We start from the raw sequence: 12,604 nt of genomic DNA on the forward strand, positions 1-12,604 counted from the left end.
TCTCAGGTTTGTCCAATAATTTTCCATGACACCCTGTAAAGGATTTATTGTAAAATAGGATTAAGAAAGGACAGGCATTATATATGAAAAAGCACAAAACAATCCTGCTTCCCCTTGGACGGCAGTTTTCTATTATCTTAGTATTATTTATTGTCTGCACGGCAGGCATTACACTATACAACACTCAGGATTACGTTCGGGTACAGACTGACTTTCTTAGCAGCAGTCTGGACTCTTACTCCTCGCAGCTTGCCAAAAATACCCAGGAAGCCTACGATAGCTACGAAAATATATGCTATAGCGCGGCATACAGCTCTGTAGTTCAGGATTTTCTCAGCAGTAAGAACAGGCAGAGTTCCTATGAAGCTTATCAGGAACTGCGAACACAGCTGGAAAATACCTTCCTTCTGAATCCATATATTTCTGATATTGCAGTTTACGGACAGGACGGAACCTTTGCCTCCCTTGGAGGATCTGCATTCAGCTACAAGCCCTTTGCCGATAAGCTTGAGGAAACCTCGTTTCCCTACTGCACCGTTGGCACCACCTTAATAAACGGAACCAACTGCCACATCCTTGCCATGCCAATCTGTACCTTAGGTACCGGACAGAGCCAGCGCCTTGGCATCCTTTTTCTGGCCATTGACATTAATCATCTGCTTAGCAACTCTATGACCAATATGAATAGCCAGAAGCTTTATGAACCGGAAATCCTGTTTGCAAATGCACAGCAAGAACTGATTTATGGAACAAAAAGCCTTTACCGTACCGTTCTTAACACCCCCGCGCCTCAGTCTGAAACAGACACCTACGAAGTAAAAGCAAACAGCTCCCCGGTAACCTATATCGCAAAATGCTATTCCTTTCGCAAGCTTGGACTTTCCCTTTATGTACTTGTAGACAAAAGTCAGCTAACCAGCCAGATCCAGACTATTTCCCTGCGTCAGTTTCTCGCTACAGGCGCAATACTTCTGCTGGTTTTCCTCTTTGTAACCTTCCTTTACAAGCCATTTTTGGATTCGCTGAAGCAGCTGATTGATTTTATGAAAAGTATTTCTGCCGGAAACAGAAAAGCAATCAGAAAAGGTGCCCAGATTCATCAGGGCTTAATTGGATCTACCGAAATCAACGATATTTTTAACGCATTTAACGAAATGCTGATCAAAACTGAAGAACTGAATCATGCCATTTTTGATTCCTATACCAGAATGTATGAATTGGAAGCCAACAACCGCAAAACAGAAATTGCATTTCTGCGAAGCCAGATCAATCCGCACTTTCTTTACAATACGCTTACCATGATCTGCGGTATGGCTGCGGAGGGCATGACTGATAAGATTATTCTGGTTACAGGTGCTCTTTCCCAGATTTTTCGATACAGCATTAAAGGAAATGACATGGTTCCTCTGCGGGAAGAACTGGAAATCGTAAAATCTTATCTGATGATCCAAAAGGAACGCTTTGCAGACCGCTTCACAATTGAATATAATTTTTCTGATGATGCCTATGACTGCCTGATACCCAAAATGGTCATCCAGCCACTTGTAGAAAATGCAATTGTCCATGGACTGGAAAAAAGTCTGAAGCCTGGCTCTATTCTGATCGGTGCCGGACGAAATCCCCAGCACGGTTATCTGGCCATCTGGATTTTTGATACCGGTGTGGGAATGCCTCCGGAAAAATTACAGGAGCTGCGCCATTCCATTGCGGCTTCCGTTCATGACAAAACCGGAGATGCTTCTGCTGATCTGGCAAAAATGGATGCGCAGAATCACGACAGCATCGGAATTCTAAATGTCAATAGCCGTATGGTGCTTTATTATGGAGCTGACTACACTCTTATCATTGACTCTGAAGAAGGTGTGGGAACTAATATTCAGCTGCGGGTTCCTTATCAGACAAATGATTTTTCACAAACATCATAACCGTTCACCCCTTCACCAGGGCATCTAAAGGAGAATATTTATATGTATCAGGCAATTGTAATTGACGATGAAAAATGGGTTGTAAAAAGTCTGATTGCTACCATCAAAAATCAGGACTATTTTGAAATCACTACTGAATTTTATGACGGCCTGTCCGGTCTTGAATATATCCGTATTCACCAGCCTGCACTTGCATTTGTGGATGTAAGGCTTCCTGGCATGGGTGGACTGGAAATTCTGCAGGCAGCTCATGCGGAAGGCTTATCAACTCTTTTCATTATGATAAGTGGACATGCTGAATTTGCGTTTGCTCAAAAAGCAATGTTTCACAATGCGATCGGATACTGTCTGAAGCCATTTTCCCGAAGTGAGCTTATGGATTCCATGCAAAAGGCCTATCAGCTTCTTCAGGAGCAGGAGCAAAAAACAGAAAATCAAGAAGTTTCTTTGGAAGAGCAGCCAAACATTTTTCATCCTCAGCATCTTGTTTCTTCCCACAAGTCTGTGCAGATGATGATTGATTATACAGAGAAGCATTATCAGGAAGATATTTCCATACAAAATCTTGCAGAATACTGCAGCATCAATCCTAATTATGCCAGTCAGATTTTTCGTCAGGAAACAGGAGGAACCTTTGTCAGCTATCTGACTAGCCTTCGGATTGAGCATGCTGCATGGCTTCTTGCACACAGTGACCAAACCGTATTTGCCATTGCCACTCAGGTTGGCTACAGTGACTATTTTTATTTTGCAAAGGTGTTCAAAAAAGTAAAAGGATGCACACCTACCGCTTATCGAAAGGATTCTGAAGAACATGTATAATCTTATTTCTAAACAGTTATTGGGGATTTCCATTGCAGCCGCTTTGATTTTCACAACCACCGGTTGTGGTTCCTCTTCAACTACTACAAAAACCAGCCGTCAGGCGCTTCCTGAATCCATTCAGAATCTGTCCTTTGATGAGCATTTAAATATCAGTGTTGGCTACTGGAATATTGAAGAGATGGAAAAAGCAGCCGAACCAGATGCTATGACTCAATATATTGAAGATTTATTTAATATTACGCTGGAACCGATAGCAGTAACCTGGTCAAATTACAAAGAGCGTTATCAGATTTTAAGTGCTACCGGAAGCCTTCCTGATGTTTTTGCCACATTAACACTTTCTTCCAACGACAATAATGACTCCGCAACCTTTTCCGATTTTATCAATACCGGTGCCATCCGTGCTCTGCCGGAGGATCTGACAAATTATCCGCATCTGAATGAGGTTTTGGATTCTGTATCCTACACAAAATATACAGACGGCAAATATTATGCTATTCCCCGTGTTTCCTTCCTGGATCCCGTTCTTGGTGCTACAGATGCTGCCATGCTGGTCCGCCGGGACTGGATGGATAGCCTTGGAATCTCCGATCCGGAAAGCTTTCAGGATTTTGCAGACATGACAATTGCTTTTGCCAAAAATGATCCGGACGGAAATGGCATTGATGATACGCTTGGTTACAATGTTAATTCCATAAATGCACTTGGAAAATGGGTGATTCTTGGCATCGCTCCTGAATGCAATGTTTATTCCTGGACGGAAAATAACGGTTTCTATGTTCCTTCCTGGTCCACTGATGCATTCAAGCAAGTAGTAAAGAATTATCGCCTGCTGTACGAAGAGGGCGGTCTGGATCCTGATTTTTACACCAAATCCCCCTCTGCTGTTATGGACGACTTCGCAGCAGGACGGCTCGGTGCCCTGGAATATAAATCCTCCCCTCCTTCACTTATGGAATTAAAAAACAGATGGGATGCCTTAAATGACAAGTCCTTCGAGGACTGTGTGGATGTACTCCCTGTTTTTCCCGCACAAGACGGAATTCGATACAGTAATTCCTCCAGCAGCTTCTGGTCAGAATCTTATATTTCCTCGGATGTAGACGATACAAAGGCAGAGCGCATTCTTGCTCTATTTGAATTTCTTCTTTCTGATGAAGGACAGGATTTCTGTCACTATGGATTAGAGGGAATTGATTATGAAAAAGATAAAGATGGAAATTATTCCTGCCTTCTGGATACAAAAGGAGAAAGCCTTACCACAGCTCTTGCCAGAAAATATCCATCTTCTATTTTGTTTTCCAATATTGCAACCTGGGGCGGAAGCTGGAAAGATTTTGAAGTCAATGATATGAATACGCTCCGTTATGGAAAATTTGCAACTATTCTTGCTTCTGAATCCGCTAATTACTGCAAGGAGCACACTACGCAGGTCAGCCGCCCTTATGCATTTATGAGCTATCCAAAAGAACCAACAGAGGAATTTAGCACCTCCAATGCATTTAAACAATTCATAAGCTGTATTATCGGAAATGACGATGCCGTAGACATGTGGGAAAATGTGTTAACGCAAATGCGCTCTGACGGACTGGACGAATATATTCAAAGGCAAAATGAAAATTTCGCAGAATCACAAAATTAATTTAAAAATCCCCACCTGAAGCTTTGCTTATACAGCAATCATTTCAGTGGGGATTTCGTATGGAAAAAATCAATTAATTTTCAAAACATAAGCACAATCACAAGGCTTCTTTTCCGGTGCTTTTACATAAAGCCCGTCTTCTTTTCTGTAAAAAGCAAGCTCACCTTCATTTCCCAGCATAGTTACCTTCTTAATCTCACCGTCAAGAGCACCACCCTTACGAAGTGTACGGATACGGAACTCTCCATCCTCGGGCCAGCCAAATGCAATAGCATAAAGAGCATCGCCATGTGTGGTAAAGCGGAAGTCCTGAGCAGTAAGAGTATCACTATGCACATCAACAGCATCGCCCTTATCAAGCTGCTCCTGAATTTTTCCCACATCATAATTGGCATCATCTACTGTAGTAGGACCTTCTGCTGCCACCTTAAATGGCCTTGTCTCATAAATTGCTTCACCGTTTAAGGCCAGCCAGTCTCCGATTTCTTCCAGAATACGCACTGCATCCGGATGGAAGGAACCATCCGCATATGGGCCTACATTTAATAGAAGGTTTCCATTCTTGGATACAATATCGCAAAGCTGATGGATAATCCTCTCTGCTGATTTATATTTCGGATTTTGTACCATACACCAGGTAATATTATCCTCCAGACGGTCGTCAGACTGCCATGGGAAGTCCTTTGGGGAAGAAAATCTTCCGCACTCAATATCATAAACACCGATATCCTTAGGATAGTCCTCCTGCTTGTATGTAATGATTCCGTCCTTAATTCCTCTGGTGTTGTAATAATATTCGGCTACATCATAACGGTAATCTTCCTGGATAATGCAGGTACGGCTGTCAAAATACACCTCATCCGGCTCATACTTGTCGATAACCTCCAACACCTTATCCCGCCAGCTTTTGCAAAATGCTTCGTCCGGATAGCGATAAGGAATATAGCGATTTGTCTCAAGAGGCAGTGCAGGACCGTAATATTTTTCGTTTTCCGGAATATACACATCCGCCTCATTATCCGTTGACATAAACCATCCCCACAGCCACTGATGGTGAAAGGTTGCCACTGTACGAATTCCCTGCTTGCGAAAGGCCTCTGTGCATTCTCCCACAATATCACGGTGAGGACCATAATTCATACTATTAATTGGATTAACTGCGCTGTCCCACATGGAAAAATTATCTGCATGCTCACTAACTGCACCGGCATATTTTGCACCGGAACGCTTTACAAGAGAAGCCCACTGATCCGGATCAAATTTTTCTCCTTTGAGCATATCATAAAAGTCCTTATAGCCAAAGTCATGAAGACTTCCATAGGTTTTCTCATGGTACTGGTTCTGCTCTAAGCCTTTGCAGTACATATTTCTGGAATACCACTCGTTTTGATATGCCGGAACGCTATATGGTCCCCAGTGAAAAAATAATCCAAACTTTGCATCTCGAAACCACTTTGGTGCTTCTCTTTTTACATTGTTCCAATTGACTTCTCTCATGTTTTCCAATACTCCATTCTGCCCGCAGGCGATTTTCGTTGCACTGCCGTGGGCAGGCTGAATTTATTATAATTTTATTGATTTCTTATAGAAAGACAGAAGCGGCAAAAAGGTCACTTCGTCCACTGGTGGCTGTTTAATCGGATCTGCCTGCCATACAAAGGAAAGCTCTGCTTCATCCTCCACTTCTCGGGCTAATTCCAGATAAAGATGATTTTTGTTCTCTCTGTTTCCGCGAATGTGAAGGATCTCCACCTCACCCTGACTGTCTGTCAAAGTAAACCCGCTGTCTTTTCCCTCTGCTGAGTAAACCAGGAAACAATTCTTAACATGATCGCAGGTAAGCTTCAGCCAGATTCCGCTTCCCTCCAGCTGAAAGCTCTTTTTTTCCGCTTCGTCTGCTCTCTCAACCTTTACAAGCTCAGGCGGCTGATACTCTTCCTTTCCATTTAACACATGGGCACATTGCTTCGCCAGCTTTTCTCCAAGCGCTACATTAGCCTGTGCTGTATTATGAATTCCATCGCAAAGGCTTAAATTGGAAGTTGTCAAAACAGAAACTCCCGGAATCTCCTTCGCAGCTCTTGCCTGGGCATCACGCACCATTCCCCAGCACTCGTCATTGATTCCATTGATCTGTCTGTTCAGCTGCATGGTAAAAAATGGGATCTCATATCCCAGTTCTTTTCTGGTTGCTTCCACGTACTCTCTAAAATGCTCCAGATATTTTTCTGCCGGTCCCGGATTGGTATCTGAGCAGCCCTGATACCAAAGCACTCCTGCATATCTTCCCCCGGTCTCATGAATCTTATCCACCATATTTAAGTACAAATCTCCGTCCTTTGGATTCCATCTTTCCATAGGAGAACCGCCAAGAGAAGTCTGAATCAATCCCACAGGCATTCCTGTCATTTTCCCATAAGTCTTTCCAAACGCAAGATAAGGAGATACCCCCGGCACACCCATCTCTTCGTTGGCTAGCGATCCGGCAAAAGTACTTTCATTCATAGGATGGCTTGCAATATCCCACTTGCTTCTGTTACGATACAAATGCACATCCATGCTAGGTGGATCAATGCAAAAATCCCTGCTGTATCCCGCTGAATTAGATTGACCTGCAATAATAAACAGGTTTCCTACTCCCAGATGGAGCACACAGTCTCCACGATAGAGCCATGTGAGATCCGGAACAGTGCTCTTTGTTTCCAGGCTGGTATCAATCCTGTAAGGTCCTCCGGCCGGAATCTCCAGCGTCACCTCAAATTCTCCCTGAAACTTCTCATTACATGTGAAATGATCTGCATTTGTCCAGGGAATTACCGTCATATTGTCATCCTCACTCATAACCCTCACAACCGGAGTAACCCTTTCAACCCCCACTTCAATTGCTGCCGGATGAACCTGAAAGTTTCCCTTTAAAGCCACAGTTGCCTTACCATTCTCCTGCTGCAAAATTTCCCAATCTGCCGGAGCCTTCGTTAACGTAATTCCATGCATTTTATTACCCTCTCTTTCTGGCTGCATAATCTATTTAAACACATACACTGCTTACTTTAATACCTGACCAAAGCACAAATTCCATGCTCGTCTTATTTTTCATTATAAAGTCTTTTCAAATTCATTGGTATATTCATTTTTCAGACCATTATGTAAATTTTTCAGATATATGAAACTGCCTGCACCTCTTACAAGTAGTCTTGAACCAGGATTTTATGAATATAGGACAAGCCCCATGAACACTGTCCTGACCTTTTATAGGCCAGCTTGTTCATGGGGCTTGCATATAGGAGACGGACTAAACCATCTTAAATACAAATTGTTATTTGTTTGTAATCACGGAAGCCACAGCCTTCTTCCATCCGGCATACTTCTGTGCCCGTTTCTTTGCATCCATATCCGGCTTATAAGAAACCCGGTTCAATTTTCCGAAGATACTGTCATCCCAGACACCAAGCTGCAATCCTGCCGCATATGCCGGTCCAATTGCAGAAAGCTCCTCTGAATCCGGAACCAGTACCCCGGCATCTGCGATATTACTCTGAAACTGCATTAAGTAATCATTTCTGGTGGGACCGCCATCTACGCGAAGCTCCTTCACCGGAACACCTGCATCCTCGGCCATTGCCTGTACAACATCTGTAATCTGATAAGCAATACACTCAAGTGCGGCTCTCACAAACTCGGCTTTACGGGTGGTACGGCTCATTCCTACAACAGATGCTCTTGCCTCGCTATCCCAGTAGGGCGCACCAAGACCACTAAATGCCGGAACCAGATACAGGCTATCCTCCTGAATTGCAGCCTTCGCCAATGGACCAGTCTCCCCAGGTGAAGCAATAATCTGCAGATCATCCTTCAGCCAGGTAATAACAGCACCTGTATAATTCAGGTTGCCCTCAAGCACATAGTTCACCTTGCCGCCGATTTTCCATGCCAGAGAAGTAACAACCCCGTGTGTACTCAGAATCGGCTTCTCACCGATGTTCATCATGATAGAAGAACCGGTACCATAGGTAGACTTGATCATGCCAGGCTGCAAACATCCCTGTCCAAATAAAGATCCGTGAGAATCACCCAGTACACCGTGAATCGGAATTTTGTGAGGAAGCAATCCCTCAAAATCAGTTTCTCCAAAACAAGCATCAGAATCTGTCACCTCAGCCATATTTGCCGAATCAATACCAAACAGCTTACAGATCTCATCATCCCACTTCAGATCAAAAATATTAAACAGCTGGGTCCTGGAAGCATTGGAATAATCTGTTCTGTACTCCTTACCCTCTGTCAGCTTAAACACCAGCCAGCTGTCAATAGTACCATGACAGATTTCGTGGCGTTCTGCTGCCTCCTTTGCACCTTCTTCATTTTCCAGAAGCCATGCAATTTTAGAAGCCGGGAAATATGGAGAAAGATTCATTCCTGTTTTCTGGCGGATCACCTCAGCCGCACCGGCAGCCTCCACACGGGCACATACATCTACTGCACGGGCACACTGCCATACAACTGCATTTCCATAAGGCTTACCTGTAATACGGTTCCATGCAAGGGAAGTTTCACGCTGGTTGCTGATGCCAAGACCAACCACACATTCTTTTTCAACACCCTCAAGCAGTTCCCGTACAACCTCAAGTACATTGCTGTAAATCTCCTCCGGATCATGGGAAACCCATCCCTTCTCATTGATGATCTGCTTATGCGGACGGTCTGTGCGGCGCATAATACTGCCAGTCTCATCGAAAAGAAGCGCCTTGGTACCCTGGGTACTCTGATCAATACTTATGATATATTTTGCCATTTTTGCTATCCTCTTTTTTCTAAAATACAACGACAGGCGTGCCTGACCAGGTACCCCTGCTGTCCTCGCACCTTACGATGCATGCACAGCCTTTGGATCCCCTGGATCTGCATTTCTGCAGTCTGTCAGTCACGCCTGAGCCTGTTCATTATTTATCTGTAAAATCTTTCAAGAAAAATCCCGGCTCTTATTTCAGAGCTTCAACTGCCTTCTTGGCAATTCCCTCAGCATTTAATCCATAATAATCAAATACTTCCTGTGAGGTTCCTGTGATAACCGGAGCATCCGGAAGAGCCATGTTCAGCACTTTTCTCGGGCACTCTGCACCAACAACCTGTGCAACCATAGAGCCAAGTCCGCCAAACGGTGCATGCTCCTCAACTGTGATAACAGCCTTTACATTCTTGGCAGCCTTCACAACGCCCTCAGCATCCAGAGGCTTCACGCAGTACATATCCAGTACAGTTGCGGAAATTCCCTGAGTCTCCAGTAATTTGGCAGCCTCGAAAGCCGGGCGAACCATCTCGCCGCATGCGATGATCGCAACATCTGTTCCCTCTTTCAGAACAGTAGCCTTATCCATTTCAAACGGACAGTTATCCTCTGTATAAATATCCTCAACCGGATTTCTTCCTACGCGGATATAAGAAGGCTTCTCATCCTTTAACAGAGCCTCAACCAGATGTTTTGTCTGATGACGGTCACTTGGAAGATATACTCGCATATTTGGAATTGCAGCCATAGCAGCAATGTCCTGTGCGGAATGATGGCTCATTCCAAGCGCGCCATAGCTTACACCGCCGCTGATACCGATCAGGGTAACATTGGTGTTGGAGTATGCAACATCAATCTTAGCCTGCTCATAGCTTCTTGTTGATAAGAAGCAAGCCGGGGAGCATGCGAAAGGTTTCTTGCCGCATTTTGCAAGACCTGCTGAAATACTCACCAGGTTCTGCTCCGCAATACCTGTCTCAACAAACTGTTCCGGGAAATTATCTGCAAATGGTGTCATAGATGCAGAGCCTCTGGAATCACTGCAAAGCACCATAATATCCTTATCGTCTTTCGCCTTATCCATCAATACTTCACAAATTGCCTGTCTGTTTGGAATCTTATTCATGAAGAGCTGCCTCCTTTCTTGCTGCAAAATCCGCAATGATCTGATCATATTCTTCCTGGGTCGGAACCTTGTGATGCCAGTTTGCTTTGTTTTCCATTACAGAAGATCCACAGCCCTTTACAGTATTGGCGATCACTGCCGTTGGTTTTCCTTTTACTGTTTTTGCTTCCTCAAAAGCCGCATTTAACTGGTCAATATCATTTCCGTCTTTTACATCAATTACATGCCATCCAAAGGAACGGATACGTTCATGAAGATCGTCATGTCCCATAACATCCTCTGTATTTCCGGAAATCTGAAGACGGTTACGGTCGATTACTGCGCAAAGGTTGTCCAGCTTGTACTGATGTCCTGCCATGAAGCCTTCCCATACAGAGCCTTCAGCTAACTCACCGTCACCCATTACTGTATAAACACGGTAATCTCTGTTGTCCTTTTTGCCTGCAAGAGCCATGCCCACACAAACCGGAAGTCCATGTCCGAGAGATCCGGAATTCATTTCGATTCCAGGAAGCTTATTGTTCGGATGTCCGATATATTTAGAACCAAATTTAGAGAAGTTTGCTTTGATATCATCCAGATCCAGAAATCCTCTTGCTGCAAGTACTGCATAATATGCTTCTACAGAATGACCCTTGCTGAGTACAAAGCGATCGCGATCCGGATCATCAAGCCTTTCCGGAGAAACATTCATCTGGCAGAAATACAGGCTGATCAGAGTATCGATCACGCTCATATCACCACCGATATGACCGCCCTTTCCGGCAACGATAATGTCTACAGTATCTTTTCTTAAATCAAAAGATTTTGCCTTTAAATTTTCCATTCTCATTCACCTCTTAAATATGCTTTCACATCTTCTTCAATAGGATCATATAAATCAGGAGTGATGCCCATATATTTGCATGCCTCGTAAAGTACCGGAACTACATCCTTGTGGATACCTACACAGTGATGGATATATGGACCCTCTACGATCTTAGCTTCCAGACGTTTGATATTCTCTACCTCAACCCACAGGTAAGTTCCCATTCCTTTCGGTCCATCAACACCTTTGGCTTTTCCAAGAAGCATGGAGTATTCTCCGTTATCACCATCAAAACGTGCCAAAGTAACTTCCCCATGTTTTGCTTCTGCTGTAATGCTTCCCGGATGGCTGAATGCCAACGGATAAGTAAGCTTCGGTGTTTCTCTTGCAACAGAAATCGGCCATGGTCCGCAATGCTGAAGAAGCTCGCCGTTCTCAATATCAGGATGACGGATAGTCCAGTCTGCGAAGAAGCTTCTTGTGTCATCAAGTGCTGCTGCCTCAACAAGAAGAGCTGTAATTGCACCATGAATATCGGTCTCACATACAACCGGAATTCCCTCTTCGTTCAAAAGAGCATTTGCTGCACATGGCATAATTCCGATTTCACTCTGCAGCTGGTTCCAGCACTGGATTGCAGCTGCCTGGCAGCCATATTTCTTAATGAGATTTCCCATCGCAACCTTAAGGGCAGCTACGTTCTCAAGCTCGTTGTCTTTTACACAGATTTCCATGTTTGCACGGCAATACTCAACAACCTTTGCGACCTCAGTTCCCTCTGCTTTTGCTTTCTTCATCTCATCTGTAAGCTCAGGCATTGGGATAGGGGTCAGCTGAATGTTGAATTTCTCAAGAAGCTCACCCTCGTTGCACATGGTAGACCAGAACTCGTATGGTCTTGTTGAAATCTGAAGAATTCTCATGTTGCGGAAGGTTTTTACTACATTACAGACAGCCATGAAATCGCGAAGGCCTCTCTCGAATACAGGATCGTTCAGTCTGCAGTTTGTCATATAAGTAAATGGAACACGGAATCTTCTAAGTACTTTACCTGTTGCAAAAAGTCCGCACTGGGTGTCACGAAGGCGAACGCCGTTCTCATCTGGTCTTTCATCAAGAGGTCCCCACAGAAGAACCGGTACGTTTAATTCCTTTGCAAGTCTTGCACACTCGAACTCAGTTCCGAAATTGCAATGAGGAAGGAAAAGTCCGTCGATTTTTTCTTTTTTGAATTTCTCTGCAATTTTGATGCGGCCCGCTTCGTCATAAAGAAGACCTTCTTCATTTACATCTGTGATATCTACAAAATCAATTCCTAACTCTCTTAATCTGTCTGCAGTAAGTCCACGATACTTAACTGCGTCCGGTGCGCTGAAAATGCTTCTTCTGGTTGGCGCGTAACCAATTTTAATGTTTGCCATTTTTTGCATTCCTCCTTGTGATTTTAAGTTTTTGTATGTACATTTTGTTTGTCCGATTTCAGGAAAGCTCT

General features: G+C 44.0%; 9 protein-coding genes. 3 read left to right on the plus strand and 6 right to left on the minus strand.

Annotated features, from left to right (window positions below):
• Positions 1-83: 83 nt before the first annotated feature.
• Genes DWZ38_RS01170 through DWZ38_RS01180 form a run of 3 tightly spaced genes read left to right on the plus strand, consistent with a single transcriptional unit; the run spans position 84 to position 4,392 of the window.
• Positions 84-1,925 carry a sensor histidine kinase gene (locus DWZ38_RS01170; RefSeq protein WP_117849491.1) on the plus strand — a complete coding sequence of 614 codons (1,842 nt, stop codon included), beginning with the start codon at positions 84-86 and terminating at the stop codon, positions 1,923-1,925.
• Between the two features lie 42 nt (positions 1,926-1,967).
• A complete protein-coding gene (locus DWZ38_RS01175) occupies positions 1,968-2,747 on the plus strand; it encodes a helix-turn-helix domain-containing protein (RefSeq protein WP_117849492.1) in 780 nt (259 codons plus the stop codon).
• Complete coding sequence (locus DWZ38_RS01180) at positions 2,740-4,392, plus strand: extracellular solute-binding protein (RefSeq protein ID WP_117849493.1); 1,653 nt, start codon at positions 2,740-2,742, stop codon at positions 4,390-4,392. Before DWZ38_RS01175 ends, DWZ38_RS01180 begins: the two co-directional genes overlap by 8 nt.
• Positions 4,393-4,461: 69 nt before the next feature.
• On the opposite strand, the gene DWZ38_RS01185 is transcribed toward DWZ38_RS01180, so the two are convergent.
• The 6 genes from DWZ38_RS01185 to DWZ38_RS01210 all read right to left on the minus strand — a co-directional run bounded on the left by DWZ38_RS01185 (position 4,462) and on the right by DWZ38_RS01210 (position 12,533).
• Positions 4,462-5,889, minus strand: a complete 1,428-nt coding sequence (locus DWZ38_RS01185) for an alpha-L-fucosidase (RefSeq protein ID WP_117849494.1) — start codon at positions 5,887-5,889, stop codon at positions 4,462-4,464.
• 66 nt (positions 5,890-5,955) lie between these two features.
• Positions 5,956-7,413 carry a sialate O-acetylesterase gene (locus DWZ38_RS01190; protein ID WP_117849495.1) on the minus strand — a complete coding sequence of 486 codons (1,458 nt, stop codon included), beginning with the start codon at positions 7,411-7,413 and terminating at the stop codon, positions 5,956-5,958.
• A gap of 295 nt (positions 7,414-7,708) precedes the next feature.
• Positions 7,709-9,184, minus strand: coding sequence for a glycerol kinase (locus tag DWZ38_RS01195; protein WP_117849496.1), 1,476 nt, complete (start codon positions 9,182-9,184; stop codon positions 7,709-7,711).
• Between the two features lie 187 nt (positions 9,185-9,371).
• Entirely contained in the window at positions 9,372-10,304 is a 933-nt protein-coding gene (locus DWZ38_RS01200) for a transketolase C-terminal domain-containing protein (RefSeq protein WP_117849497.1), read from the minus strand.
• Positions 10,297-11,130 (minus strand): transketolase, encoded by an 834-nt coding sequence (locus tag DWZ38_RS01205; RefSeq protein ID WP_021924883.1) that lies wholly within the window; start codon positions 11,128-11,130, stop codon positions 10,297-10,299. Before DWZ38_RS01205 ends, DWZ38_RS01200 begins: the two co-directional genes overlap by 8 nt.
• Positions 11,131-11,132: 2 nt before the next feature.
• Complete coding sequence (locus DWZ38_RS01210) at positions 11,133-12,533, minus strand: L-fucose/L-arabinose isomerase family protein (RefSeq protein ID WP_117849498.1); 1,401 nt, start codon at positions 12,531-12,533, stop codon at positions 11,133-11,135.
• Positions 12,534-12,604: the final 71 nt, after the last annotated feature.

The organism is Ruminococcus sp. AF31-8BH (assembly GCF_003460605.1).
Classification (GTDB): Bacteria; Bacillota; Clostridia; order Lachnospirales; family Lachnospiraceae; genus Blautia_A; species Blautia_A acetigignens.

Bases quoted from the DNA above. Each gene is read 5' to 3' on its own strand.
- DWZ38_RS01170 (WP_117849491.1), top strand. From the start codon at position 84: ATGAAAAAGCACAAAACAATCCTGCTTCCCCTTGGACGGCAGTTTTCT.
- DWZ38_RS01175 (WP_117849492.1), top strand. From the start codon at position 1,968: ATGTATCAGGCAATTGTAATTGACGATGAAAAATGGGTTGTAAAAAGT.
- DWZ38_RS01180 (WP_117849493.1), top strand. From the start codon at position 2,740: ATGTATAATCTTATTTCTAAACAGTTATTGGGGATTTCCATTGCAGCC.
- DWZ38_RS01185 (WP_117849494.1), bottom strand. From the start codon at position 5,889: ATGAGAGAAGTCAATTGGAACAATGTAAAAAGAGAAGCACCAAAGTGG.
- DWZ38_RS01190 (WP_117849495.1), bottom strand. From the start codon at position 7,413: ATGCAGCCAGAAAGAGAGGGTAATAAAATGCATGGAATTACGTTAACG.
- DWZ38_RS01195 (WP_117849496.1), bottom strand. From the start codon at position 9,184: ATGGCAAAATATATCATAAGTATTGATCAGAGTACCCAGGGTACCAAG.
- DWZ38_RS01200 (WP_117849497.1), bottom strand. From the start codon at position 10,304: ATGAATAAGATTCCAAACAGACAGGCAATTTGTGAAGTATTGATGGAT.
- DWZ38_RS01205 (WP_021924883.1), bottom strand. From the start codon at position 11,130: ATGGAAAATTTAAAGGCAAAATCTTTTGATTTAAGAAAAGATACTGTA.
- DWZ38_RS01210 (WP_117849498.1), bottom strand. From the start codon at position 12,533: ATGGCAAACATTAAAATTGGTTACGCGCCAACCAGAAGAAGCATTTTC.